The organism is Microcella pacifica, from assembly GCF_009371975.2.
Classification (GTDB): domain Bacteria; phylum Actinomycetota; class Actinomycetes; order Actinomycetales; family Microbacteriaceae; genus Microcella; species Microcella pacifica.
Genome location: NZ_VIKT02000002.1, coordinates 180,312 through 205,863, shown reverse-complemented (window position 1 = coordinate 205,863; position 25,552 = coordinate 180,312). Strand labels below are relative to the sequence as shown.

The following is a 25,552-nucleotide window of genomic DNA, read 5'->3' as shown; positions in this document are numbered from 1 at the left end:
GAGCCGGGCATCCAGGCCCCGTGTGCCCCGCGCGCGCGGGACCTCCACAATTCAGGAGACCGCGGTCACGAAGCGCTGCGACACGCCCGAGACGGCATGCTGAGGCGCGCCCTACGCGCGCGACTCCTGAATTGTGGAGATCGGGATGCTCGGCTCGAGTCAGACCGTCGACCCTGCCGCGGGGCTAGGAGGCGGGGGAGCCGATCGAGCCGATGACCGCGTCGAGCGGGGTGCCCGAGCCGTCCCGGCGCGAGCCGCCCTCGGGCAGGGCGCGCTGGCTGCCGTCGGACCCTACGGCGAGCGGGTCGGTGCCGACCCAGGCGAGGTGCAGGGCATCCTCACCCTTGAGGAAGGCGTGGCAGCGCACGCCACCGGTGGCGCGACCCTTGCCGGGGAACTCGGCGAAGGTCGAGACCTTGGCGCGGCCCGGGTCGGTGCCGTCGATGGTCTGGGTGGATCCGCTGATGGTGACGACCTGCGCCTCGGCGGGGTCGATCGCACCGAAGAACAGCACGCGCGCGCCGTCGCCGAGCTTCATGCCCGTCATGCCGCCCGCGGAGGCGCCCTGGGGCCGCACGTTCGAGGCGCCGAAGTGCAGCAGCTGCGCGGCCGAGGAGACGAACACGAGTTCGGCGGCGTCATCGGCGGGCGCGGCGCCCACGATCTGATCGCCGGGCTTGAGGGCGATGACCTCACCCTCGGGACGACTGGGAAGCGAGCCGGGGGAGAGTCGCTTGACGATGCCGTCTCGCGTGCCGAGCGCGAGCGGTGCGGAGTGGGCGGGGTCTGCAATCGCGACGACGCGTTCCTTCGCATCGGTGAGCCCCACGTAATCCCGCAGCTTCGCCCCCGCGGCGAGCTGCACCGAATTCGGGGGCACGCTCGGCAGGTCGACGGGGGTGAAGCGCACGAAGCGACCTCGGTTCGTGACGGCGATGAGCTCACCGCGCGTCGTCGACTCCACCGCGCTCAGCAGTGCGTCGTGCTTGCTGCGACGCGTCGGGCGCGTGAGGACGGCTCCATCGCTGAGCTCGACGCGCACCGCGCGCCCCGTGGTCGAGAGCAGTACGCGACAGGGGGAATCCTCGATCTCGAGCGCGGGCGCGGCGGCGCGCCCGCGGGGCGTTGCGACCGAGGGGGCGGCCTCGGTGAGCATCGTACGCCGGGGCGTGCCGAAGCGCTCGGCGGTCGCGTCGAGCTCCTCGCCCACGACCGCACGCACGCGGGCGGGGTCGGCGAGCAGCGACTCGAGCTCGGCGATCTCGGCGCGCAGCTGGTCGCGCTCGGCTTCGAGCTCGATGCGGCTGAACTTGGTGAGGCGCCGCAGCCGCAGCTCCAGGATGTACTCGCTCTGCACCTGCGAGAGGTCGAACACCTCCATGAGGCGCGTGCGGGCGGTGTCGGCGTCGTCGGACGAGCGGATGACCTGGATGACCTCGTCGATGTCGAGGATCGCGATGAGCAGGCCCTCCACGAGGTGCAGGCGCTCGCGTCGCCGGTCGAGCCGGTAGCGGCTGCGCCGCGTGACGACCTCGATGCGGTGGTCGACGTAGACCTGCAGGAGCTCCTTGAGCCCGAGTGTCTTCGGCGACCCGTCGACGAGGGCGACGGCGTTGATCGAGAAGCCGTCCTCGAGCGGGGTGTAGCGGTAGAGCTGCTCGAGCACGGCCTGGGGGCTGAATCCCGTCTTGATGCCGATGACGAGCCGCATGCCGTTGCGCCGGTCGGTGAGATCGGTGACATCGCTGATGCCGGCGAGCTTCTTCGATTGCACGCCGTCCTTGATCTTCTCGATGACCTTCTCCGGTCCGACAAGATAGGGCAGCTCGGTCACGACGATGCCGGTCTTGCGTGCCGTCACCGGTTCGATGGAAACTTTCGCGCGCGTCTTGAAGCTGCCCCGGCCTGTGGCGTAGGCATCGCGCACGCCGTCGAGGCCGAGGATCGTGCCCCCCGTCGGCAAGTCGGGCCCGGGAACGAACGCCATGAGGTCGTCGAGACTCGCGTCAGGGTTTTCGAGCAAGTGGTGCGCGGCAGCGGAGACCTCGATGAGGTTGTGCGGCACCATGTTGGTCGCCATGCCGACGGCGATGCCGCTCGCGCCGTTGACGAGCAGATTGGGGAATGCGGCGGGCAGCACGGCCGGCTGGGTGAGCTGGTTGTCGTAGTTGGGCACGAAGTCGACGACGTCCTCGTCGAGGCTGTCGACCATCGCGAGGGCTTCCGCGCGCAGCCGCGCCTCGGTGTAGCGCGCGGCCGCGGGACCGTCGTCGAGGGAGCCGAAGTTGCCGTGGCCGTCGACGAAGGGCACGCGCATCGTGAAGTCCTGCGCGAGTCGCACGAGGGCGTCGTAGATGGCGGTATCGCCGTGCGGGTGCAGCTTGCCCATGACCTCGCCGACGACGCGCGCCGACTTCACATGACCGCGGTCGGGACGCAGGCCCATCTCGGCCATCTGGTAGAGGATGCGCCGCTGCACGGGCTTGAGCCCGTCGCGGGCATCGGGCAGGGCGCGCGAGTAGATGACGCTGTACGCGTACTCGAGGAACGAGCCCTGCATCTCGTCGGCGAGCTCGATGTCGTCGATGCGTTCGCCGTCGGGGAGGGGCTCGATCCCGCTCGGAAGGGTGGGGGATGGCGGAGTCATAGGATGGCGCCCATGCTACCGGCGCCTCGCTCCGATGCGGCGTCACTCGCCGACGTGTTGTCGGGTGCTCTCGCCTCGCTCTCGGCGCAGCCCTCGCGGCTGGCCCTGCCCGCGGTGCGCTCCGCCGCAGTGCTGCTCGCCGATGGCCTCGGGATGTCGGCGCTGCGTGCGCGCGCCGGTCACGCCCGGCGCCTCCTGGCCGCGATACCCGCCCGCGGGGGAGCGATCGATGCGGGCTTCCCCACGACGACGGCGTCCGCGCTCGCCTCGCTCACGACGGGCCTCGCCTCGGGCCAGCACGGCATGGTGGGCTACACCGTCCGAGATCCGCAGCGCGACGGCGTCGTGCAGCAGCTCGGCACGTGGCCCGCCGATCTCGACCCCCTGCAGTGGCAGCCGCACGCGACGCTCTTCGAGTCGGCCCGGGCGGCGGGCATCGATGCCGTCGTGGTGGCCGCCTCCCGCTACCGGGATACCGCGTTCACCGACGCCGTTCTGCGCGGCGCGCGGTTCGTCATCGCGCCGACGATCGCCGAGCGCGTCGAGGCGACGGTCGACCTGCTGGGCGGCGCTGATCCCACGCTCGTCTACACCTACGTGCCCGAGCTCGACATGGCCGGTCACGCCTCCGGGGCCGAGTCGACCGCGTGGCTCTCGGCTCTCGAACAGCTCGATGCGGCTCTGGATGCTCTGACACGTCTTCCTCGCGGCACAGGCGCCCTGCTCACCGCCGACCACGGGATGATCGACGTGCCCCCTCACGCGAGGCTCGTCGTACCCGGGGGGAGCGAGCTCTGGCGCGGAGTGCGCCATGTCGCAGGGGAGCCGCGATGCCTGCAGCTGCACGTCGAGTCTGCGGACGAGCTGGCCGGGGTGCTCGAGCGTTGGCGCGCCGCCGAGAGCGCGCGCGCCTGGGTCGTGTCACGCGAGGAGGCGATCGCCGCCGGATGGTTCGGCGGACTCGTCGATGATCGGGTGCTCCCGCGGATCGGCGACGTCCTCATCGCTGCTCGCGCGCGCGTCGCGTACTACGACGAGCGGCTGGCGACGCCGCGCTCGCTCGCCATGGTGGGGCAGCACGGTTCGCTGTCTCCCGAAGAGCTGCGCATCCCGCTCGCTCGCTGGGGCGCATTCGCGACCTGAAGGTGCGAGCGCGGCCTCGCGCCGCGGCGGTTCAGGCGGGGTCGTCGTCCGGGCGTGCCCCGAAGACGATCTCGTCCCAGCTGGGCATCGCGGCCCGGCCGCGCCGCCCGGCGGTCTTCCTCGCCTCCGGTGCCGCGTCTTCGGTCGCATCGGAGTGCTCTGCGGGTTCTGCCTGAGCTGAAGCGGGGCTCTCGACGGGCGCCGCAGTCTCCTCCGGCGGGTCGTCGAGGGGGATGTCGACGATCCTGATCGACCCGGTGGAGGGGTGTGCGGCGCGCGCGGACTCGCGATCCTCGTCCGGTGTGTGCGCCGACTCCCGCTCGCCTCGGCGCTTGCGCAGCGCCTCGAGAAGGTCGGCGGTCTGGTTCATCGGTGCCTCGGAGTCGTTCTGCGCGGACGATCGCGGGTCGGGTGCGCCGATGCGGGGCGGCGTCTCGTCAGCGTCCGGGTCGTCATCGAACTCGAAGGCACCACTATCGAAGCGCGAGCTCGTCACGCGGTCGTCTGCGGGCACCGCGCGCAGTCGCGGAACCACGCTCGCGGGCGCGTCTCCCTGCTGCGAGAGGGAGTGCGCCTCGTGGTTGGCGGGGGCGAGCGACCCCTTCTTCGGGTCGAAGGTCCACTGCGCCTCACGAGCGACGTCGTCATCGACGAAGCTCACAGCCAGGGTCCACTGACCCGCGCGCTTCGCCGTCGTCCACCGCACGTCCCGCGCAGAGAGCTCGGCCAGCCGCTCGTCGATGACGGCGCCGAAGGTCTGCAGTGCCCCGGTCTCACCCTCGGCGGCGACCGCGACCGTGATGCCGCGGGCGGACGCGATCACGTACTCGCGCTCGGCCAGTACAGGGCCCTCGAATCGCTCGATGTACTCGAGAGGCTCCCCGGTCGCCGCGGCGACCTCGGTCGCCGACTGCCCTGCCCGGATCGCCGCCTGGATGTCCTTCGGCCCGACGCGATGCGCCGATGCGCCGGAGGGGCGATGCTGGCGCAGCGCCGCGTGAAGGCCTTCCGTGATGGGGATGCGGAAGCGATCACCAGCGGAGGAGACCACGATCAGTGCGCCATCCTCGGCGCCGACCACCGTGAGTTCATCCATGCGCAGGCCCTTTCCTCGTGCCGCGAGTGCGCCCAGCATCGCACGCTGGAGCACTGCAGTCGGGGAATAGCGCGGGCGTGCCGTGCGTTTGCCGTATCAGCCGCGCCGCAGGGACCCCGAGCCTGCGGTTTGCGTTTCGCGCGACCATCCTGCAAACTGTGCGCGCCGAACGCGGCGCCCGAGCACCGACGAGAAGTGGAATGGCATGGCAACCGACTACGACGCCCCCCGCAAGACGGACGAGGAGACCGACTCGATCCAGGCCTTGCAGGAGCGGGTTCCCGACAAGATGTCGGGTGTCGTCGACGCCGACGATGCCGATAACCCCGGCTTCGAACTCGCGGGCCAAGACCTCGCCGACCTCGACCTCGATGTCGTGGTGCTGCCGCCGCAGGCTGACGAGTTCACGTGCGTCAGCTGCTTCCTCGTGAAGCACCGTTCGCAGCTCGACCACCAGGAGAAGCTCGGCGCCATCTGCCGCGAGTGCGCCTGAGCCCGACCAGTGACCCTTGGTGCTGATCGTCGACTCTGAGGTCCTGGGCGCCGAACTCAGGGATGCTCTTGCGCCGGCGCTGCTGAGGTGATGGCGAGCGCGAGCTCCTCCGGTCGGCGGCTCGAGATGAGCCAGTAGGGCGTGGGGTCGTCGGCGTCGGTGACCTCGATGCGCACGACGGGGTCGACGTCGCCCCGCAGCAGAAGCCAGGCGCGAGCATCCAGACTGGGTCCGCGCGCCTGCCGTGCCTCCTCGCCGCGCGTGACCTCGACCGAGCCGAGGAGATGTATCGGAATGCGCGCGCGCCCCGCCCTGAGCGCGCCGTCCGCGATCTCGATCACCGGAGCGAGTGCCCACAGCAGCACGATGAGCCCTCCGCTCAGGATGACTCCCGTGGCGACCCCGGCGGGCAGGCTCACAGGGGCGAGCACGAGCATGCTCGCGGGGAGCGCGAGCAGCGCCACGAGGTGGAGCCAGGGGGAGGGGTGCAGTCGCTCTCGAAACTCGGGCATGCCCCTATTTGACCATGCACTAGCCTCGACCGCGTGCCCGCTACCGTCGAAGTTCTGCTGACCGGTTCACCGATCCCCGCCTACGGTCACCCCGGTGATGCGGGGGCCGACCTCTCCGCGGCGGAGGCGGTCGTGCTGGCCCCCGGCGAGCGAGCGACGATCGGCACCGGGTGCGCGATCGCGCTTCCCGACGGCTTCGCCGCCTTCGTCGTGCCGCGCAGCGGACTCGCGGCGAAGCACGGCATCACGATCGTCAACTCGCCCGGCACAGTCGACGCCGGCTACCGAGGCGAGCTGCGCGTCACCCTGCTGAACACGGACGCGCACGAGAGCTACTCGATCGCGGTCGGCGACCGCATCGCGCAACTCATCATCTGGCCCGTCGTTCGGGCACGCTTCGTTCCCGTGGAGTCTCTTCCCGGTTCGCATCGTGGTCAGCGCGGATTCGGCTCAACCGGCTACGGTGAGGGGCTGGAATCGACCGAAGGAGCCTCCGCGTGACCGATCCCCTGCTCGCCGACGGGCCGCTGCCCGACGACGCGAAGTCCGCCCCGGCCGACCGGGCCGAGTCCGGCCCTCTCGACGAGAGCGAGGCCAACGCGGTGCGGCCCTACGTCGATCTCGGCGGCGTGAAGCTCGTACCGCGCACCGATCTGCAGCTGCGCCTGGAGGTCGACGAGTCCAGCAAGCGCGTCGTGGCGGTGAGCATCGACTACAGCGGTTCGACCCTGCAGGTGCAGCCGTTCGCCGCGCCGCGGTCGAGCGGTCTGTGGCACGAGATCAGGGCGCAGATCGCCGAGCAGGTGCGGTCGCAGGGCGGTGAGGTGACCGAGCGCGAGGGCGCTTTCGGCCCCGAGCTCGTCGCACGCATTCCCGTCGCTGGAGGCGAGAGCGGCACGACCCGCCTCGCGCGCTTCATCGGGGTCGACGGCCCGCGCTGGTTCCTGCGCGGGGTCGTCGCGGGGCAGGGCGCGGCTGATGCCGCCGCCGCCGAGGCGATCGACGATGTCTTCCGCAGCATCGTCGTCGTGCGAGGGACAACACCGATGCCGCCGCGCGACCTGATTCCCCTCCACGTCCCCCAGGGGGCGACGGCTCCGGGCGCGCCGTCAGCGCCGACAGTCGGCTCGTGAGCGACGCTTCGACCCCGTCGCGCGACGAGCCTGCGGATCCGGATGTCCGCGCCGCCCTGACCGAGGCGGCGCGCCGCTCGGGTTTCGGCCGCGTCGAGCCTGGTGAGCGCCCCACCGCGCACGCTCTGTGGGGCGCCGTGGGCGGTGTGCGGGGCCTCATCGAGTCGCTTCTGCCCGGCTTCCTCTTCCTCATCGTGTTCACGATCACGCAGGAGGTCGCGCCCTCGGTGCTCGTGCCGCTCGGCATTGCGGTCGTCTTCGTGCTGGTGCGCGCGCTCACGCGCTCGCCGATCGCCCCCGCCGTCATCGGGCTCGTGGGCATCGGTCTGTCGGCCGGTCTCGCCCTGTGGACGGGTCGGGCGGAGGAGAACTTCCTTCTCGGCTTCGTGATCAACGGCGTGTGGCTCGCCGCGCTGCTCGTGAGCCTTCTCGTCCGTCGACCCCTCATCGGCGTCATCACGGCGCTGCTCACCGGTGATGCCGAGTGGCGGGCGGACCCGGCGAAGCGCACCGTCCTCACGGTCGCGACCTGGCTGTGGGTCGGGATGTTCGTCCTCCGGCTCGGCGTGCAGGTTCCCTTCTACGTGGCGGAGCAGGCGGCCGCCCTGGCGGCGACGAAGCTGCTCATGGGCTTGCCGCTCTACGCCGCAGTCCTGTGGGTCACGTGGCTCATGGTGCGTGCCGTGTATGCGCGCGGTGCCGCCTCGACGGCGCCGGCAGGCGATGCCGCGCCCGAGTGATAGTGTCTTTTTATCTCGACATCAAGATAAATAGCGCAGTGCGGCGCGGCGACTAGGCTGGCGGCGTGCTGGACGCGACGCCGTGGGCATTGGCGTCGCCACCATTTCGTGTAAGGAGACCTGACGTGTCTGCAGTGAACAGTTTCGACGCCCTCGACACCCTCGACGTGGCCGGTACCGAGTACCAGGTGTTCCGCATCGACAAGGTTCCCGGCTACGAGAAGCTTCCCTTCAGCCTCAAGGTGCTGCTCGAGAACCTGCTGCGCACCGAGGACGGCAAGAACGTCACCGATCAGCAGATCCGAGCGCTCGGTGCCTGGCAGCCGACCGCCGAGCCCGACACCGAGATTCAGTTCACGCCCGCCCGCGTGGTCATGCAGGACTTCACGGGCGTGCCCTGCATCGTCGACCTCGCGACGATGCGAGAGGCGGTCGCCGAGCTCGGGGGCGACCCGCACAAGATCAACCCGCTCGCGCCTGCCGAGCTCGTCATCGACCACTCCGTCATCGCCGACCTGTTCGGCAGCGAGGATGCCCTCGAGCGCAACGTCGAGATCGAGTACGAGCGCAATGGCGAGCGCTACCAGTTCCTGCGGTGGGGCCAGACCGCCTTCGACGACTTCAAGGTCGTGCCGCCCGGCACGGGCATCGTGCACCAGGTCAACATCGAGCACCTCGCGAAGGTGACCTACACGCGGGAGGTCGACGGCGCGCTGCGCGCCTACCCCGACACGTGCGTCGGCACCGACTCGCACACGACCATGGTCAACGGGCTCGGCGTGCTCGGCTGGGGCGTGGGCGGCATCGAGGCGGAAGCCGCGATGCTGGGCCAGCCGGTCTCCATGCTCATTCCCAAGGTGGTGGGCTTCAAGCTCACGGGAGCGATCCCGACGGGCGTCACCGCGACCGACGTCGTGCTGACGATCACCGAGATGCTGCGCAAGCACGGAGTGGTCGGCAAGTTCGTGGAGTTCTACGGCGACGGCGTCGCCCAGGTTCCTCTGGCGAACCGCGCGACGATCGGCAACATGAGCCCCGAGTTCGGGTCGACGGCCGCGATGTTCCCCGTCGACGACGTGACGCTGGACTACCTGCGTCTCACGGGCCGCTCCGACGAACAGGTCGCGCTCGTCGAGGCATACTCGCGCATGCAGACCATGTGGCACGACCCGAGCGTCGAGCCCGTCTTCAGCGAGTACATCGAGCTCGACCTCAGCACGGTGGTCCCCTCCATCGCAGGCCCCAAGCGCCCGCAGGACCGCATCGAGCTCACGAACGCGCAGACCGCCTTCGAGACGGTTCTGGGCGAGTACACGTCGACCGACCACTCGGGTGTCGACGCCGCAGTGGAGGGCACCTTCCCCGCCTCCGACCCCGTGGGCTTCACTCCCGATGACGAGGAGTCGGCGCACCGCATCGACCACCGCCATCGCTCGCAGGCACCGCGCGCCGCCTCGAACCCGATCGACGTCACGGTCAACGGGAAGGAGTTCACGCTCGACCACGGTGCCGTGACGATCGCCGCGATCACCTCGTGCACGAACACTTCGAACCCCTCGGTCATGCTCGCCGCGGGCCTCTTGGCCCGCAACGCGGCCCGCAAGGGCCTCACGGCGAAGCCCTGGGTCAAGACGACGCTCGCTCCCGGCTCCAAGGTCGTGACGGACTACTACGAGAAGGCCGGCCTGACTGACGACCTCGAGGCACTGGGCTTTTTCACGGTCGGTTACGGCTGCACGACGTGCATCGGCAATTCGGGTCCGCTCGCCGACGAGATCTCGGCGGCGATCGCCGAGAAGGACCTCGCGGTCACGGCCGTGCTGTCGGGCAACCGCAACTTCGAGGGGCGCATCAACCCCGATGTGAAGATGAACTACCTCGCGAGCCCGCCTCTCGTGATCGCCTACGCACTCGCCGGGTCGATGAACTTCGATTTCGAGAGCGACCCGCTCGGGCAGGACCAGGAGGGCAAGGACGTCTTCCTGCGCGACATCTGGCCCGAGGCGAGCGAGGTGCAGTCGACGATCGACTCCTCGATCGACACGAGCATGTTCACCCACCAGTACGCCTCGGTCTTCGAGGGCGATGAGCGATGGAAGTCGCTGCCCACGCCCGACGGCGCGACCTTCGAGTGGGATGCCGACTCGACGTACGTGCGCAAGCCTCCGTACTTCGAGGGGCTCACGCTCGAGACGACTCCCGTCTCCGATATCTCGGGCGCCCGCGTGCTCGCGAAGCTCGGTGACTCGGTGACGACCGACCACATCAGCCCTGCCGGATCGATCAAGGCCGATTCGCCTGCGGGCCGCTACCTCACGGAGCACGGCGTCGACCGCAAGGACTTCAACTCCTACGGGTCGCGCCGCGGCAACCACGAGGTCATGATCCGGGGCACGTTCGCGAACATCCGCCTCCGCAACCAGCTGCTTGCGTCGTTCAACGATGGTGCGGGTGTCGAAGGCGGCTTCACGAGGGACTTCACGAAGCCGGATGCTCCGCAGGCGTTCATCTACGACGCGAGCGAGAACTACCAGGCCGCGTCGACTCCTCTCGTCATCCTCGCCGGCAAGGAGTACGGTTCGGGCTCGAGCCGCGACTGGGCAGCCAAGGGCACGAGCCTGCTCGGCGTGAGCGCCGTGATCGCCGAGAGCTTCGAGCGCATCCACCGGTCGAACCTCATCGGCATGGGTGTGATTCCGCTGCAGTTCCCGGCCGGCGAGACCGCCGAGTCGCTCGGCCTCGACGGCACGGAGGTCATCGCCATCTCGGGTATCGAGGAGCTCAACGAGGGTCGGACGCCCCGCACGGTTCACGTTGTCGCGACGCCGAGCGAGCACTCCGCGCCGGGCAAGGAGACCGTCGAGTTCGACGCGGTCGTGCGCATCGACACCCCCGGCGAGGCGGACTACTACCGCAACGGCGGCATCCTCCAGTACGTGCTGCGCTCACTCGTGTAGCACCCGCGCACGCGACCCGCCGAGCGTCTCCGCTCGGCGGCGCTGGCGTCGCGCTGAAGGCCCACCGGGCCTTCAGCCATAGCTCCAGCGCGCTCGCGTAGAGTGACGTCATGGCACTACTCGAGACCGTTCACGGCCCCCGCGATCTTGACCGTCTGACCCCCGCCGAGCTCGTCGAGCTTGCGGAAGAGATCCGGCGCTTCCTGGTCGCCGAGGTGTCGAAGACGGGTGGGCATCTGGGCCCGAACCTCGGGGTCGTCGAGCTCACGATCGGCATCCATCGCGTGTTCGACTCGCCGCGCGATGCGATCGTGTGGGACACGGGCCACCAGTCGTACGTGCACAAACTCTTGACCGGCCGCCAGGACTTCAGCCGGTTGCGCATGAAGGGCGGCCTGGCGGGGTACCCGCAGAGGGCCGAGTCGGAGCACGACATCGTCGAGAGCTCGCACGCCTCGAGTTCGCTGAGCTGGGCCGACGGCATCTCGCGCGCGTTCTCGATGACCGGGCAGGGAGATCGTCACGTCGTCGCGGTCGTGGGCGACGGCTCGCTCACGGGGGGCATGACGTGGGAGGCCCTCAACAACATCTCGGACGACAACATCCGCAACCTCGTGATCGTCGTCAACGACAACGGCCGCTCCTACGCCCCGACGATCGGTGGCATGGCGCGCTTCCTCTCCGATGTGCGCACGCGGCGCTCGTACTACCGCTTCCGCCGCAGCACCGAGCGCGCCTTCGGAGCCCTCGGCGCTCCGGGGCGTGCCGTCTATCGCGGGGTGCGCGGCGGTCTGCACGGCTTCCTCTCGCGCGTGAGCAACAACGAGTCCCTCTACAGCAACCTCGACATCAAGTACATCGGCCCCGTCGACGGGCACGACCTGGGCGACATGGAGCGCGCGCTGCGCCAGGCCAAGGAGTACGAGGCGCCCGTGATCGTGCATGCGATCACCCAGAAGGGCAAGGGCTACGAGCCGGCCCTCGCCGACGTCGCGGACCAGTTCCACGCTGTCGGCCAGATCGACCCCGAGACGGGCGAGCCCGTGGAGTCCGCGAGCAAGCCGTCCTGGACCTCCGTCTTCGCGGACGAGATCGTGAGCCTCGCCGATCGCGACCGGCGCATCGTGGGCATCACGGCGGCGATGCTCCGCCCCACGGGGCTGCACAAGCTCGCGGAGAAGCACCCGGACCGCATCATCGACGTCGGCATCGCCGAGCAGCACGCGGTCACCTCCGCCGCGGGTCTCGCCTACGGCGGCATACACCCCGTCGTCGCGCTCTACGCGACCTTCATCAACCGTGCCTTCGACCAGGTGCTCATGGATGTGGCTCTGCACCGCGCGGGGGTCACGTTCGTGCTGGATCGCGCGGGCGTGACGGGGCCCGACGGGGCCAGCCACCACGGCATGTGGGACCTCGCGATCCTGCAAGTCGTGCCGGGCATCCGTCTCGCCGCCCCGCGGGATGCGGCGCGTCTGCGCGAGGAGCTTGCCGAAGCGGTCGCCGTCGACGACGCCCCGACTGTGCTGCGCTTCTCCAAGGGATCGGTCGGCACGGAGTTCGAGGCCGTGCGTCGCACGAGCGACGGCGTCGATGTGCTGCGGGAGGCGCCGCACAAGGACGTGCTCATCATCACCGTCGGGCCCATGGCGAAGATGGGTCTCGAGGTTGCCGAGCGCCTCGCCGACCAGGGCATCGGCGCGACCGTCGTGGACCCGCGGTGGGTCGTGCCCGTCGCGCCGAGCATCATCGACTTCGCGCGGGAGCACCGCATCGTCGTGAGCATCGAGGACGGCGTGCGTGTGGGCGGCATCGGCACGCGCATCCGGCAGGAGCTGCGCGCGGCGGGAGTGGACACGGCCGTCGACGAGCTGGGACTGCCGGACGAGTTCCTCGAGCACGCGAGCCGCGACGAGATTCTCGAGCGTGTCGGTCTCTCCTCGCAGGCGATCGCTCGAGACCTCGTCGCCCAGGTGCTCGGCACGCGCATCCCGGTCGCGCGCCCGCTGCCGGAGGACGCCTCGATCTCCGTCGACGAGGACGAGCGCTCGCGCTGAGCGGCGCCCGCCCTCCTTATCTCTAGGAGTATCCGGCTAGGTCGCTGCGCCCCGAGACAGCCCCTCGTCGCTAGCGCACTCCGCGGATCGGCGGGTGGTGGAAGGTGTCGCCGAACGCGCGCTCGGAGGCGCCCACGCGGTCGAGGAACGGCGTGATGCCGCCCATCTGGAACGGCCAGCCCGCCCCGAGGATCATGCACAGGTCGATGTCCTCCGGCGCGGCGACGACGTCATCCTCGAGCATGCGGTGAATCTCGTCGGCGAGGCCGTCCTCGAGTCGCTGCGTGAGCTCCTCGAGCGTCCACGGCGTCGCGCCCTTCGGGCGGTGCTTCGCGACAATCGCGATCGCCTTCTTGTCGATGCCCTTCGCATTGCCTTTGGCGTCCTTCTCGAGCAGGACTCCCGCCTCGGCGAGCTCGTGGAGGGCGCGCGACTCGAAGAAGCGCTCGGGGAACGCGCCGTGGTGCGTGTCGAGCACGTGGGCGCCGACCTTGAGGCCCACGAGGTCGAGCAGCACGAACGGGTCCATGGGCAGCCCGAAGTGGCGCTGCGCCTCGACGACGGTCTCGAAGGGCGTGCCGATCTCGACGGCGTGCATGGCTTCGCCGAGAAGCTTGGCGAGCACGCGGTTCACGACGAAGCCGGGGGAGTCGGCGGTGATGACGGCGTTCTTGCGCAGCTTTGCCGCGACGACCATCGCGGTCGCGAGGCTCGCGTCGTCGGTGCGGGGCGCATTGACGACCTCGATGAGCGGCATGACGGCCACGGGGTTGAAGAAGTGGAAGCCCACGAGACGCTCGGGGTGCTGCAGCTTCTCGCCGATCCTCTCGACCGAGAGCGAGGACGTGTTGGTGGCGAGGATCGCCTCGGGGGAGACGATGGTCTCGATCTCCTCGAAGAGGTCCTGCTTGATCGTGAGCTCCTCGAAAACGGCCTCGATGACCCAGTCGCAGTCGGCGAAGTCCTTCTTGTCGATCGTGCCCGTGACGAGCGCGCGTAGCCGGTTGGCCTCGTCGCCGTCGATGCGCCCCTTCTGCTCGAGGGTGGAGATTTCGCCGCGAATGTAGTCGAGGCCCTTGTCAACGCGCTCCTGGTCGAGGTCGGTGATGATGACGGGCACCTGCAGCCTGCGCACGAAGAGCAGGGCGAACTGGCTCGCCATGAGACCGGCGCCGAGCACCCCGACCTTGGCGATGGGCTTCGCGAGGTCCTTGTCGGGGGCGCCCGCGGGCTTCTTGGCGCGCTTCTGGACGAGGTTGAAGGCATAGATCGAGGCGCGGAACTGGTCGCCCGAGACGAGATCGGCGAGGGCCTCGTCCTCGGCCGCGAACCCTGCGGCCTTGTCGGTGTTCTTGGCGGCCTTGAGGAGGTCGAGCGCGACGTACGGCGATCGGGCGACGGTGCCGATGCGCTTCTCGAGCATCGAGCGAGCGATGCCGATCGCGGCATCCCACTTCACGGTGCGCTCGATCTTGCCGGGGGCGTTCTTGCGCTTGACCTTCGTGGCCCCCGTGATGACGCCGTCCGCCCAGCGGATCGAGTCTTCGAGGAAGGTCGCGGGACCGAACATGACGTCCGCCATGCCGAGCTCGAAGGCTTCGGCCGGCTTGAGGGTGCGGTTGTTCTTGAGCGGGTTCTCGACGACCACCTTGAGGGCGTTCTCGATGCCGATGAGGTTGGGCAGCAGCCAGGCGCCTCCCCAGCCAGGGATGATGCCGAGGAAGACCTCGGGCAGGGCGAGAGCCGCCGCGCTCGAGTCGAGTGTGCGGTAGTCGGCGTTGAGCGCGATCTCCACGCCGCCCCCGAGAGCGAGCCCGTTGATGAAGCAGAACGACGGGATGCCCAGCTCGCCGAGCTTGCCGAGCGCATAGTGGCCCAGCTGGGCCATCTGGCGCCCCGCTCCGTGGTTAGGGATGTCGCCGACCTTCGACAGGTCGGCGCCCGCAGCGAGGATGAAGGGCTTGCCCGTGATCGCGAGGCCCTGAATCTCGCCGGCGGCGCCGCGCGCCTTCTGCTCGTCGAGCACGCGGGCGAGCTCGAGGAGGCCCTGCGGACCGAGCGTGCTGGGGCGCGTGTGGTCGCGCCCGTTGTCGAGAGTCACGAGGGCGAGGGTGCCGCCGCTGGGCAGCGCCACGTCGTGCACGTAGGAGTGCGTGACGACCTCGTCGTCGCTCAAGGCGAGGAGCTCGGTGAACTGGTCGGCGGAGTACTGGCTGGTCGCAGGTGCAGACGGAGTCACTTCTTCTTCTTTCCGGTGTAGTGCGGGTTCTCCCAGATGACGGTGCCGCCCTGGCCGAGGCCGACGCACATGGCCGTGAGGCCGTACCGCACCTCGGGGTGCTCCTCGAACTGGCGAGCGAGCTGGATCATGAGGCGCACGCCGGAGCTGGCGAGCGGATGCCCGAAGGCGATGGCGCCGCCCCAGGGGTTGACGCGCGGGTCCTCGTCGTCGACGCCGAAGTGGTCGAGGAAGCTCAACACCTGGACGGCGAAGGCCTCATTGAGCTCGAAGAGCCCGATGTCGTCGATCGACAGCCCCGCCTTGGCGAGCGCCTTCTCGGTGGAGGGGATGGGCCCGATGCCCATGACCTCGGGCGCGACGCCGGCGAAGGCGAAGCTCACCAGTCGCATCTTCGTCGTGAGACCGAGCTCTTTCGCCGCGTCGGCACTGGCGAGCATGCTCACGGTGGCGCCGTCCGTGAGAGGCGAGGCGTTGCCCGCGGTCACACGACCGTGCGGGCGGAAGGGCGTCTTGAGCCCCGCGAGCCCTTCCATGGTCGTCTCGGGCCGCAGGCCTTCGTCCATGGTCGCGAGTCCGTAGCCGCTTTCGCTGCGGAGGGCGACGGGAATGAGATCGGGCTGGATCTTGCCCGCCTCGTAGGCGGCCGCCACCTTCTGCTGGCTGCGCATCCCGTAGCGGTCGGAGCGCTCCTTGGTGAGGGAGGGAAAGCGGTCGTGCAGGCGCTCGGCAGTGATGCCCATGTTGAGGGCGTCGGCACTCACGAGCTTCTCCGCGAGGAAGCGCGGGTTCGGGTCGGCCCCTAGCCCCATCGGGTGGCGCCCCATGTGCTCGACACCGCCGGCGATCGCGACGTCGTAGGCGCCGAAGGCGATGCCGCTCGCGGTGGTCGTGACGGAGGTCATCGCTCCCGCGCACATGCGGTCGATCGCAAAGCCGGGAACGGAGAGCGGCAGCCCCGCGAGGATCGCGGCCGTGCGACCGAGGGTCAGACCCTGGTCGCCCTGCTGCGTCGTCGCGGCGATCGCCACGTCGTCGACGCGCTCCTTCGGCAGGGAGGGGTTGCGCTCGAGCAGCCCGATCATCGCCTTGACGATGAGGTCGTCCGCTCGGGTGCCCCAGTACATTCCCTTCTCGCCCGCGCGACCGAACGGGGTGCGCACCCCGTCCACGAATACAACGTCGGCTCGCTTGGCCACAGTGCCTCCCAGTGCGATGGTGGTGCTCGATCGAATGTCTGCGCCCAGCCTAGGGAGAGCGGCTGGGGGCACTCACATCGCCTGCGTCTTCCTACGAATCCTCCGCGGGCGCCTCGGCGAGGGCTTGGTGGGCATCGACAAAGGCTTGGGCGATCGACTGTGCAGTCGCGGCAATCTGCCACGGCCGTGCGCCGAGCTCCGCGAGCCGATCGGCAAGCGCCTGCTCTCCCGCGTCGCCGGGCGGCGACCAGGCCAGGCGGCGCACGTGGTCGGGCGTGAGGAGGTTCTCGAGGGGCAACTGGTACTCCTCGGCGACGGAGGTGAGCGCCAGCCGCGCGGCCTTGAGCCGGGCATCCGCCTCGGGGTTGCGGTCGCTCCACGCGCGAGGCGGGGGCAGCGAGTCGTCCCGCACGCGCAGGGCGGGCAGATCGTCGGTCGCCAAGCCTGCCGCGATCGCGGCCCACCAGCGATCGAGCTGCGAGCGGCTCGCTCGCCCATGGAAGCCCGTGAGGCTCGCGAGCTCGCCCTTTGAGGCGAGGTTCGCCTTCGCCGCCGTCACGATCGAGGAGTCCGGCAGCAGCCGACCCGGCGCGGTGTCGACCTCCTGCGCGTACTCGTCGCGTGCGCGCCAGAGCTCCCGAGCGACCGCGAGCCCGCGTTGACCGCGCACCGAGTGCAGACCGGACAGGCGGCGCCAGGGCTCGGCGCGCGGCTCCGGGGCCTCGCGTTCCAGAACAGCCGTGAACTCCTCCTGCGCGAGCACCATCTTGCCCTGCTCGGCGAGGCGCGTCTCGATGACGTCTCGCACGTCGAGCAGAAGCTCGACGTCGAGCGCTGCGTAGGTGAGCCATGAGGCGGGCAGGGGACGCGTGGACCAGTCGGCGGCCGAGTGCTCCTTCGCGAGGTGCAACCCGAGAGTCTCCTCAACGATCGCGCCGAGCCCCACACGCGGGTACCCCGCGAGGCGGGCGCCCAGCTCGGTGTCGAAGATCTCGTACGGCTCGAGCCCGAGCTCGCGCAGGCACGGGAGGTCCTGGCTCGCGGCGTGCAGCACCCACTCCTCGTGGCCGATCGCGTCCTGCAGCTCGGCGAAGGAGCCGATCGCGGGCGGGTCGAAGAGCATGACCTCGGTGCCGCGCCGGAAGACCTGGATGAGGTACGCGCGCTGCGAGTAGCGGAAACCGCTCGCGCGTTCCGCATCGACGGCGACCGGGCCCGAGGCCGCGCGCAGCTGCTCGACGGCGGCGAGGTAGTCCTCGCGAGTATCGATGACGCGAGGGCTCGACGCGGGAGTCGCACGCGGCAGTGGCACGGCTTCCTGCTCGAGTGGAGCGTCCTCCTGCTCAGTCACGCGATGCCCGTCTCGGCGGTAGCACCGCCACACCCTCGGGAGCTGGCGGGTAGCCCGCGACCATGCACAGCAGCTCGGCCCACCCTTCGACGTGCGGCCGCAGATCCGTGTCCAGCGGGCTCCAGCTCGCGCGCAGTTCGAGCTGTGCGCCGCTGCCCTGCTCGGCGAGCTCGCCATAGCCGGTCGAGAGCACTTTCGTCGCCGTACCGCTGATGGCGGTGTAGGCGGCGCCGCGAGCGCTCAGCGCGTCCACGAGCCACGACCACGCGACATCGGCGACAAACGGGTCGAGGCCGATCTCGGTCTCCAGGGGAGCCTGGGCGAAGGCGACGACCCGCACCGGCCCGCCCCAGCCCTCCGGTTCCTCCGGGTCATACAGAATCACGATGCGCCCGGTGCCGAGGTCTGAATCATCAGCGTGCCGGGCTGGATTCACGTCGGCCGCGAAGGCGATCGCGTAGGGCGCGAGACCCGTCGGCGCGGGAATGTCGCGCACATCGAGCTCGTCGCGCAGCGAGGACCGGTCGATCGAGGCGACGAGCGAGTCGAAGATTGCTCCCGGCGTCGGAGCGGAAGTCGTGGCGGGAGGCACGAGTGCAGACTAGGCGCTCTTGCTAGGTTGACGGCGTGAGACTCGCCGTTCTGCCGTGCCGTGCCGCCCCCACCCCGATCGTGGAGGAGCGCTGATGGCGAGCCTGCGGGGGTCGTGGGCGCGGGCATCCCTCGCGATCGCCGCCGCCGGTCTCGTCGTCACGGGAGTCGCCGCGATCGCCCTGGCCGTCTCGGTCGCGCGTCGTGTCGTGACGCCTCCGACCGTGCGCGAGGAGGACGTGCGCATCCTCGCGGTGGACGAGCGGGCGGGGACGGTGACCCTCGCGCCGACGCCCGAGACGGTCGTGCCGGGTCGCTACGGCATGTGGTTCTCGCGCGATGCCGGCTATCTGCGTGTCGGCACGGTGCTGAGCGCGGATGATCGCGAGGTCGTCCGTCGGCTCGAGGCTGTCGTGCACGGCACACTCGGCGGGGCGACGAGAGGGCGCTGGAGCGGCTGGTACTACCTGCGCCCGGATGAGCTCGGCCTGCCCTTCACGGAGGTGTCCGTGCCGACCGACCTCGGCCCGGCGCCTGCGTGGTGCTTCCCCGGGGCTGCCGCGGAGGGGCCGGTTGCGGGTGATTCCCGCTGGGTGATCCAGATGCACGGGCGCGGGGTCACGCGCTCGGAGGCGCTGCGCGCCGTGCCGGTCTTCCACGAGCTCGGCTTCACGAGCCTCCTCATCAGCTATCGCAACGATGGCGAGGCGCCCGCGAGCGATGACGGTCGCTACTCTCTCGGCGACGCCGAGTGGCGCGATCTCGAGGCCGCCGTGCGGTTCGCCCGCGAGCAGCGTGCGCAGCGCATCCTCGTCATGGGGTGGTCGATGGGGGGCGCCTCGACGCTGCAGTTCGTCACACGATCGGAGCTGTCGAGCGCGGTCGAGGGGATCATCCTCGAATCGCCCGTGGTCGACTGGATCCGCGTGCTGCACGCGCAGGCGGCGCAGCAGGGCCTTCCCGACCCCGTGCGCTCGGTCGCGCTCGGCGTGCTCGGCAGCGAGTGGGCTTCCGGCTGGGCGGGTCGATCGGAGCCCATCGACTTCGACCGGCTCGACCTCGTGGAGCGCGCGAGCGAGCTGCGCACTCCGACGCTCATCCTGCACAGCGACGGCGACACGTTCGTGCCGATCGACGGCAGCCTCGCCCTCGCCCGCGCGCGGCCCGACATCGTGCGCCTCGAACGGTTCATCATGGCGCGGCACACTCGGCTGTGGAACTACGATTCTCGGCGCTGGGAGCGCGCCATCCGCACGTGGGTCAGCTCTCTGGGCTGAGCCCCCATCGACCGTAGAGCACGCCAGCCTCGTCGACGAGGAGGAGGCGGGGCGTCGCGCGCAGGGAGACGGCGGCATCGATGATCGGGATGCCCGTGCCCGCGATCCTCGGAACGACCGTGAGGCACAGCTCGTCCACGAGCTGCGCGGCCAGCAGGCTCGAGGCGAGCGTCGGGCCACCCTCCGCGACGATGCGGTGCAGGCCGCGCTCGCGCAGCGCGGCGAGCACAGAACCGAGGGGGAGCGGGCCTTCGTCGCCCCCGTCGAGGACGAGCACCTCGTGCGGAGTCGCGGCGAGAGTGCGGCGCACGCGCTCTGCGCCGCGCGGGGTCGTGACCACGAGCACGTCGGCCCGCTGCGCGCCCTCGCGCGTGGTGGTCGAGTCGAAGCCGTGGCCGGTCAGGTCGCCGCTCCCGCTGAGCACGACGAGGGGAGTGCGACGGGGGCGGCCGAGGGACTCGGTGCGCACCGTGCTCGCTCCGACGAGCACGGCATCCGCGCTCTGACGGATCACGCCGAGGATCATGCGATCGGTGCGCGTCGTGAGCGTCTCGGAGGTGCCGTCGCTGCCGGCCGCTCGACCGTCGAGGGTCGTCACGAGGTTCAGGCGCACGGTTGCGCCCGGGTCAGGCTCGTAGTCGTCGAGCAGCGCCTGGCGTGCGCCGGGAGCATCCGGGTCGACGCTCGCTCCCGGGGGCAGGACGCGCTGCAGGCTCACGCCGCAGACTTCTCGCGCACCTGGCGCTGAATGCGCCCGAGCATGCCCGTCATGCCGCGCAGCCGCAGCGGGCTCACGGCCGAGGTCAGGCCGAGGTCGAAGGCGAAGTCGGCGGGCACGGCGAGCACGTCGTCGACCGAGAGTCCGCTGAGACCCTGCACGAGGATCGAGGCGAAGCCGCGCGTCGTGGGCGACTCCGCGGGTGCCGTCGCATGCACGTGCACCGTGCCATCACGCACGTCGACGAGGAGGAAGACGGGCGATTGGCACTCTTCGACGCGCTCGAAGAGATCGGTGCGGTCGCGGTGCTCGGGCGGTAGCTCGGGCAGCTCGTTCGAGAACTCGAGCAGAAGCTGCAGGCGGTCCTTCTCGCCGAGGGCGTGAAAGTCGTCACGGATCTCGGCGAGGGAGTCGGGAAGTGCGGTGCTCACGGCTCCACGCTATCGGGCGGGCAGCTCGCCGGGCTCTGCGCCCGTCGTAATGGGCACGCGCACGGCGCTGCCCCACTCGGTCCACGAGCCGTCGTAGTTGCGCACGCGCGGCACGCCCAGGAGGTGTGTGAGCACGAACCACGTGTGGCTCGATCGCTCGCCGATGCGGCAGTACGCGATGACGTCCTCCGCCTCGCCGATCGCCGCCTCGTCCCGGTAGATCGCCGCGAGTTCCTCCGCCGAGCGGAACGTTCCATCTTCGGCGGCGGCACGAGCCCACGGCACGCTACGGGCGGTCGGGATGTGGCCGCCACGCAGGGCCCCCTCGTCGGGGTAGGCGGGCATGTGGGTGCGCTCTCCGGTGTACTCCTCGGGCGAGCGCACGTCGATGAGGGGCTTGCCGAGGTGCGCGAGCACGTCGTCCTTGAAGGCGCGGATCTCGTCGTCGTGGCGCTCGACGACGGGGTAGTCGGTCGGCGTGGGGGAGGGCTGCTCGGTGGTGAGGGCGCGGTCCTCGGCGATCCACCGGTCGCGTCCACCGTCGAGCAGGCGCACGTCCTCGTGCCCGAAGAGGGTGAAGACCCACAGCGCGTACGCGGCCCACCAGTTGCTCTTGTCGCCGTAGACGACGATCGTCGAGTCGCGATCGATGCCCTTGGCGCTCATCAGTCGGGCGAATCCGGCACCGTCGATGTAGTCGCGCACGACGGGGTCGTTGAGCTCGGTGTGCCAGTCGACCTTGACCGCCCCGGGGATGTGCCCTGTCTCGTAGAGAAGGACGTCCTCATCGCACTCGACGATCACGAGACCCGGAGTGCGGAGGTTCTGCTCGAGCCACGCGGTCGTGACGAGCCTCTCGGGGTGGGCGTACGACTGGAGCTTGGCGGCGGGGTCGATGGGAGCGGTCATGGGAGCCTCTCGAGTGGGTGGTGCCGGTGTGCGGGGCGACGGAGGGCCGTCGCCAGGACGGTAAACTGGGGTACACCGCCCACCGACGAATCTACGCACTCCGACTGGGCGTCGCCCACAGGGTCAGCCATCAGTCAGGCATCGGAGTGCGGCACCCAGGGGTAGTGGCGGAATGAACGCGGAGAACACCACGGCGAGCACCACGCGGCTCGTCGACCGACACCCCGGCATGACCGCCTCCGAACTCGTGGAGCATCTCGCGCCCCCGCGTCAGTTTGCCGCGGCGAGCTTCGACAACTACATTCCCGACGATCGCTACCCCTCGCAGTCGGCCGCGGTGGAGACGATGCGCGCCTTCGCTCAGGGAGGCGGCTCCACTCGGGGCGGTGGGCTCTTCCGCCGCCGGGCAGCCGAGCCCGCGGAGCGCCCCGGCGTCTACCTCGACGGCGGCTTCGGGGTCGGTAAGACCCACCTGCTTGCGGCGCTCTGGCACGCGACGACGGGGCGTACGTTCTTCGGCACCTTCATCGAGTACACGGCGATCGTGGGGGCGCTCGGCTATCGCGAGGCGGTCGCGCACTTTCGCGGCGCAGCGCTCATCGCGATCGACGAGTTCGAGCTGGACGACCCGGGCGACACGATGGTGATGTCACGCCTGCTCGGCGAGCTCGTGGCGAGCGGCACGCGCATCGCGGCGACCTCCAACACTCCGCCGCACGCGCTCGGCGAGGGTCGCTTCGCGGCGCAGGACTTCCTGCGCGAGATCCACGCTCTCGCCGATCGCTTCACGACCGTGCGCATCGACGGCGAGGACTACCGCAAGCGCGACATCGAGGGGCATGCCGTGACGCTCGATGATGACGCCTTGCGCTCGCGCGTGGACGCGCACGGCGGCACCGTGACAGTGGACCCGTTCGCCGACATCCTGCGCCATCTGTCGACCGTCCACCCGAGCCGCTACATCGGGCTCATCCGCGATGTGGATGCCGTGGCGATGACGGAGGTCGCCGAGCTGCGCTCCCAGACCGACGCGCTGCGGCTCGTGGCCTTCGTCGATCGCCTGTACGACGCCCAGATCCCGATCTTCGCGACGGGGGTGCCTCTCGACCAGGTGTTCCCCGACGACATGCTCGCGGGCGGGTACCGCAAGAAGTACCTGCGCGCCACCTCCCGCATGATCGCGCTCACCTCGGCCTGACCGGCCCCTGCGACATCCCCTTCCGACGCCCGAGCGCGTCCTCCCGACACCGTGACGACGAAAGCGACCATGACGACTCACTCCTCGCCGACGACCCCGCCCGCCCCGCTCTCGCCGGGGGAGGAGCGCTACCGCGAATCCCTGTGGATCGAGAGGATCCTCAGCAGGGAGACGGTCGGCGGCGTGCTGCTGCTCGCCGCGACGGTGCTCGCGCTCATCGTGGCGAACTCTCCGATCGCCGGCGACTACTTCGGCTTGCGCAGCACCTACCTGCAGGTGAGCTTCGGCGACCTGTTCTGGGAGATCTCGGTGGGCAAGATCGCGGCCGACGGCCTGCTCGCGATCTTCTTCTTCCTTGCTGGCCTCGAGCTCAAGCGCGAGTTCGTGGCGGGCGAGCTGCGCGACCCGCGCAAGGCGCTCGTGCCCGTGGTGGCGGCCGTCGGCGGCGTCGTCGTGCCCGCGGTCATCTTCTGGATCATCGCGCGCAATGAGGGGCCCGAGATCCTCCGTGGCTGGGCGATCCCCGTTGCGACCGACATCGCTTTCGCCCTCGCCGTGCTCGCCGTCGTCGGCACTGCGCTGCCGATGGCGCTGCGCACGTTCCTGCTCACCCTCGCGGTCGTCGACGACCTGCTCGCGATCGGCATCATCGCGTTCTTCTACACCGACGACCTCGCGCCGTGGTACCTCGTCGGGTCGTTCGCGATGCTCGCGGTCTACGGCCTGCTCGCGCAGCGCTATCAGGAGTTCTTCCACTTGCGCGCGGCGGCGGCATGGCTCATCCTCCTCCCGATCGGCGTCATCGTCTGGTTCCTGATGTTCTCGTCCGGCGTGCACGCGACGGTCGCCGGCGTGCTTCTCGCGTTCACGGTGCCGGTGCGCCGCAAGGGAGGGGACGAGGATGGCCTCGGCCCGCGCAAGGGCCTCGCCGAGATCTTCGAGCACCGGTATCGCCCGCTGAGCGCGGGTGTCGCCGTCCCGGTCTTCGCGTTCTTCTCGGCAGGAGTCGCGGTCGGAGGGTGGGACGGGTTCGTCGGCGCGATCACGAGTCCACTCGCGATCGGCATCGTGGTCGGTCTCGTGGTCGGCAAGACGGTGGGGATCACTCTCGCGACGTGGCTCGTGACGCGCCTGCCGGGCTTCTCCCTGCCTCGGGGCATCCAGTGGGTCGATCTGCTGGGGCTCTCGCTCCTCGCCGGCATGGGCTTCACGGTGTCCCTCCTCATCAGCGAGCTCGCCTTCGAGCAGGGCAGCCCCTTGGACGATGTCGGCAAGGTGGGCATCCTCATCGGGTCGCTCATCGCCGCCGCCCTTGCCGCTGTGCTGCTCGGCAGCCGCAATCGGCGCTATCGCCGCCAGCTGGCGCAGGAGCAGGTCGACGCCGACGGTGACGGCATCCCCGACGTCTACCAGAAAGACACGGCGACGTCATAGCCGCACATCGGCCGCGCGAAACGCGATGTTTACCTGCGGCCCATGGGCGTAACACTGGTGAAACAATCCGACACCCCTGCTGAAACCTCTTCGCTCGACACTGGGGTTCGTGACCGCGGTGGACCCCCTGCCGCACGGGTCCGCATAGCCCGACGGTCACGTCCCACGTTCCACTACGAGAGGTAACAATTCGATGGATACCGGCGAACTCGCTTGGGCCATTACGGCCAGCGCCATGGTGCTCTTGATGACACCTGGCGTCGCTTTCTTCTACGGCGGTCTGGTCAAGGCCAAGAGCGTCGTGAGCATGATGATGATGAGCTTCGGCGCCATGGGACTCATCAGCGTCCTGTGGATCCTGTACGGCTTCAACATGTCCGCCGTCGGCGGCCCGACCGAGCTGTTCGGGAACCCGTTCTCGGACTTCGGTCTCATGGGTCTCACGGGAGACAACGAGGGCCTCGTCGGTGCGACGTTCGGCGCGACCTTCGCGATCATCACCGTGGCGCTCATCTCGGGCGCCATCGCGGACCGTGCCAAGTTCGGCGCGTGGATGATCTTCGCCGGTCTCTGGGCGACGCTCGTCTACTTCCCGGTCGCCGCATGGGTCTGGGGCGGAGGCTGGATCCTCAACCTCGGTGACACCCTCGGTCTGCCCGGCGTCATCGACTACGCCGGTGGTACCGCTGTGCACATCAACGCGGGTGCTGCCGCTCTCGCCCTGGCGCTCGTCCTCGGCAAGCGCGTCGTGTTCGAGAAGGGTGCGCACAAGCCGCACAACGTGCCGCTCGTCCTCCTGGGCGCTTCGCTGCTCTGGTTCGGCTGGTTCGGCTTCAACGCCGGTGCCGAGTTCCTCAACGACATGGCCCTCGTCGGCCTCATCGTCACCAACACGCTCGGCGCGACCGCCGCGGCGATCCTCGGTTGGCTCGTCGTCGAGAAGCTCAAGGACGGCAAGGCCACGTCGGTCGGTGCCGGCTCCGGTGCCATCGCGGGTCTCGTCGCGATCACCCCCGCGTGCGCCAACCTCGCGCCGGGCTGGGCCCTGCTGCTGGGTGTCGTCGCAGGTGTGCTCTGCGCCCTTGCGGTCGAGCTGAAGTTCAAGCTCGGCTTCGATGACTCGCTCGACGTCGTCGGCATCCACCTCGTGGGTGGCGTGATCGGTACCCTCTACCTCGGCTTCTTCGCGATCGACACCGGTCTGTTCACCGGTGGCGACCTCGGCCAGCTCGCGGTGCAGGCGATCGCCGCCTTCGGAGTTCTCATCTACTCGTTCGTGGTCGCCTACATCCTGGGCTTCGCGATCGAGAAGACGATCGGGTTCCGCGTCAAGAACGAGGACGAGGTCGCTGGCGTCGACACCATCGTTCACGGTGAGTCGGGCTACGCGATCGTCAACGACTGACGCTGACGCTCATTCGACGGGG

General features: G+C 69.8%; 21 protein-coding genes. 11 read left to right on the top strand and 10 right to left on the bottom strand.

All coding sequences use genetic code 11. The annotated features are described in order from the left end of the window. Positions 1-184: 184 nt before the first annotated feature. Entirely contained in the window at positions 185-2,647 is a 2,463-nt protein-coding gene (locus tag FK219_RS02065) for a DNA gyrase/topoisomerase IV subunit A (protein ID WP_152582933.1), read from the bottom strand. Between the two features lie 12 nt (positions 2,648-2,659). Between FK219_RS02065 and FK219_RS02060 the strand changes: the two genes are divergently transcribed. Further along, positions 2,660-3,790 carry an alkaline phosphatase family protein gene (locus FK219_RS02060; RefSeq protein WP_152582932.1) on the top strand — a complete coding sequence of 377 codons (1,131 nt, stop codon included), beginning with the start codon at positions 2,660-2,662 and terminating at the stop codon, positions 3,788-3,790. A 31-nt stretch (positions 3,791-3,821) separates the two neighbouring features. Here FK219_RS02060 and sepH read toward each other — a convergent pair whose 3' ends face one another. After that, complete coding sequence (gene sepH, locus FK219_RS02055) at positions 3,822-4,886, bottom strand: septation protein SepH (protein ID WP_165638010.1); 1,065 nt, start codon at positions 4,884-4,886, stop codon at positions 3,822-3,824. A gap of 205 nt (positions 4,887-5,091) precedes the next feature. On the opposite strand from sepH, the gene FK219_RS02050 reads away from it, so the two are divergent. Continuing rightward, complete coding sequence (locus FK219_RS02050) at positions 5,092-5,379, top strand: DUF4193 domain-containing protein (RefSeq protein ID WP_152582930.1); 288 nt, start codon at positions 5,092-5,094, stop codon at positions 5,377-5,379. A 56-nt stretch (positions 5,380-5,435) separates the two neighbouring features. On the opposite strand, the gene FK219_RS02045 is transcribed toward FK219_RS02050, so the two are convergent. Then, the gene (locus tag FK219_RS02045) at positions 5,436-5,891 is read right to left on the bottom strand and encodes a DUF3093 domain-containing protein (RefSeq protein ID WP_152582929.1); all 456 of its coding nucleotides are present in this window, start codon (positions 5,889-5,891) and stop codon (positions 5,436-5,438) included. Between the two features lie 33 nt (positions 5,892-5,924). Here FK219_RS02045 and dut point away from each other — a divergent pair, with 33 nt between their 5' ends. The 5 genes from dut (at position 5,925) to dxs (ending at position 12,778) form a co-directional block, all read left to right on the top strand. Beyond that, on the top strand, positions 5,925-6,392 hold the full coding sequence (gene dut, locus FK219_RS02040) for a dUTP diphosphatase (protein WP_152582928.1): 468 nt from the start codon (positions 5,925-5,927) through the stop codon (positions 6,390-6,392). After that, entirely contained in the window at positions 6,389-7,024 is a 636-nt protein-coding gene (locus FK219_RS02035) for a DUF3710 domain-containing protein (RefSeq protein WP_152582927.1), read from the top strand. Before dut ends, FK219_RS02035 begins: the two co-directional genes overlap by 4 nt. Continuing rightward, a complete protein-coding gene (locus FK219_RS02030) occupies positions 7,021-7,764 on the top strand; it encodes a DUF3159 domain-containing protein (protein WP_152582926.1) in 744 nt (247 codons plus the stop codon). Before FK219_RS02035 ends, FK219_RS02030 begins: the two co-directional genes overlap by 4 nt. Before the next feature lie 125 nt (positions 7,765-7,889). Continuing rightward, entirely contained in the window at positions 7,890-10,721 is a 2,832-nt protein-coding gene (gene acnA / locus FK219_RS02025; RefSeq protein WP_152582925.1) for an aconitate hydratase AcnA, read from the top strand. Positions 10,722-10,831: 110 nt separating this feature from the next. Further along, the gene (gene dxs, locus FK219_RS02020; RefSeq protein WP_152582924.1) at positions 10,832-12,778 is read left to right on the top strand and encodes a 1-deoxy-D-xylulose-5-phosphate synthase; all 1,947 of its coding nucleotides are present in this window, start codon (positions 10,832-10,834) and stop codon (positions 12,776-12,778) included. A 70-nt stretch (positions 12,779-12,848) separates the two neighbouring features. Here dxs and FK219_RS02015 read toward each other — a convergent pair whose 3' ends face one another. From FK219_RS02015 to FK219_RS02000, 4 genes are all read right to left on the bottom strand, one after another. After that, on the bottom strand, positions 12,849-15,017 hold the full coding sequence (locus tag FK219_RS02015) for a 3-hydroxyacyl-CoA dehydrogenase NAD-binding domain-containing protein (RefSeq protein WP_152582923.1): 2,169 nt from the start codon (positions 15,015-15,017) through the stop codon (positions 12,849-12,851). Continuing rightward, a complete protein-coding gene (locus FK219_RS02010) occupies positions 15,014-16,216 on the bottom strand; it encodes a thiolase family protein (RefSeq protein WP_152582922.1) in 1,203 nt (400 codons plus the stop codon). The genes FK219_RS02015 and FK219_RS02010 overlap by 4 nt, the downstream gene beginning before the upstream one ends. A gap of 91 nt (positions 16,217-16,307) precedes the next feature. Further along, complete coding sequence (locus tag FK219_RS02005; protein ID WP_168212422.1) at positions 16,308-17,522, bottom strand: HRDC domain-containing protein; 1,215 nt, start codon at positions 17,520-17,522, stop codon at positions 16,308-16,310. A gap of 37 nt (positions 17,523-17,559) precedes the next feature. Then, positions 17,560-18,159: a DUF3000 domain-containing protein gene (locus tag FK219_RS02000; RefSeq protein ID WP_165638009.1), complete on the bottom strand. Its 600-nt coding sequence runs from the start codon at positions 18,157-18,159 to the stop codon at positions 17,560-17,562. 94 nt (positions 18,160-18,253) lie between these two features. Here FK219_RS02000 and FK219_RS01995 point away from each other — a divergent pair, with 94 nt between their 5' ends. Beyond that, positions 18,254-19,435, top strand: a complete 1,182-nt coding sequence (locus tag FK219_RS01995) for an alpha/beta hydrolase family protein (protein ID WP_152582921.1) — start codon at positions 18,254-18,256, stop codon at positions 19,433-19,435. Here FK219_RS01995 and FK219_RS01990 read toward each other — a convergent pair. Genes FK219_RS01990 through FK219_RS01980 form a run of 3 tightly spaced genes read right to left on the bottom strand, consistent with a single transcriptional unit; the run spans position 19,419 to position 21,493 of the window. Continuing rightward, positions 19,419-20,153 carry a dihydrofolate reductase family protein gene (locus FK219_RS01990; protein ID WP_152582920.1) on the bottom strand — a complete coding sequence of 245 codons (735 nt, stop codon included), beginning with the start codon at positions 20,151-20,153 and terminating at the stop codon, positions 19,419-19,421. The two genes, FK219_RS01995 and FK219_RS01990, sit on opposite strands and share 17 nt — an antisense overlap. Next, positions 20,150-20,584 (bottom strand): SufE family protein, encoded by a 435-nt coding sequence (locus tag FK219_RS01985; RefSeq protein WP_152582919.1) that lies wholly within the window; start codon positions 20,582-20,584, stop codon positions 20,150-20,152. Before FK219_RS01985 ends, FK219_RS01990 begins: the two co-directional genes overlap by 4 nt. Before the next feature lie 9 nt (positions 20,585-20,593). Continuing rightward, the gene (locus FK219_RS01980) at positions 20,594-21,493 is read right to left on the bottom strand and encodes a sulfurtransferase (protein ID WP_152582918.1); all 900 of its coding nucleotides are present in this window, start codon (positions 21,491-21,493) and stop codon (positions 20,594-20,596) included. A gap of 172 nt (positions 21,494-21,665) precedes the next feature. Between FK219_RS01980 and zapE the strand changes: the two genes are divergently transcribed. The 3 genes from zapE (at position 21,666) to FK219_RS01965 (ending at position 25,530) form a co-directional block, all read left to right on the top strand. Continuing rightward, entirely contained in the window at positions 21,666-22,691 is a 1,026-nt protein-coding gene (zapE, locus tag FK219_RS01975; RefSeq protein WP_152582917.1) for a cell division protein ZapE, read from the top strand. Between the two features lie 69 nt (positions 22,692-22,760). Then, positions 22,761-24,125 (top strand): Na+/H+ antiporter NhaA, encoded by a 1,365-nt coding sequence (gene nhaA, locus FK219_RS01970; protein WP_152582916.1) that lies wholly within the window; start codon positions 22,761-22,763, stop codon positions 24,123-24,125. 193 nt (positions 24,126-24,318) lie between these two features. Beyond that, a complete protein-coding gene (locus FK219_RS01965) occupies positions 24,319-25,530 on the top strand; it encodes an ammonium transporter (protein WP_152582915.1) in 1,212 nt (403 codons plus the stop codon). The last annotated feature ends 22 nt before the right edge of the window (positions 25,531-25,552 follow it).

Coding starts and splice junctions, on each gene's coding strand:
- FK219_RS02065 (WP_152582933.1), bottom strand. CDS start 2,647: ATGACTCCGCCATCCCCCACCCTTCCGAGCGGGATCGAGCCCCTCCCC.
- FK219_RS02060 (WP_152582932.1), top strand. CDS start 2,660: ATGCTACCGGCGCCTCGCTCCGATGCGGCGTCACTCGCCGACGTGTTG.
- sepH (WP_165638010.1), bottom strand. CDS start 4,886: ATGGATGAACTCACGGTGGTCGGCGCCGAGGATGGCGCACTGATCGTG.
- FK219_RS02050 (WP_152582930.1), top strand. CDS start 5,092: ATGGCAACCGACTACGACGCCCCCCGCAAGACGGACGAGGAGACCGAC.
- FK219_RS02045 (WP_152582929.1), bottom strand. CDS start 5,891: ATGCCCGAGTTTCGAGAGCGACTGCACCCCTCCCCCTGGCTCCACCTC.
- dxs (WP_152582924.1), top strand. CDS start 10,832: ATGGCACTACTCGAGACCGTTCACGGCCCCCGCGATCTTGACCGTCTG.
- FK219_RS01995 (WP_152582921.1), top strand. CDS start 18,254: ATGGCGAGCCTGCGGGGGTCGTGGGCGCGGGCATCCCTCGCGATCGCC.
- FK219_RS01980 (WP_152582918.1), bottom strand. CDS start 21,493: ATGACCGCTCCCATCGACCCCGCCGCCAAGCTCCAGTCGTACGCCCAC.
- zapE (WP_152582917.1), top strand. CDS start 21,666: ATGAACGCGGAGAACACCACGGCGAGCACCACGCGGCTCGTCGACCGA.
- nhaA (WP_152582916.1), top strand. CDS start 22,761: ATGACGACTCACTCCTCGCCGACGACCCCGCCCGCCCCGCTCTCGCCG.
- FK219_RS01965 (WP_152582915.1), top strand. CDS start 24,319: ATGGATACCGGCGAACTCGCTTGGGCCATTACGGCCAGCGCCATGGTG.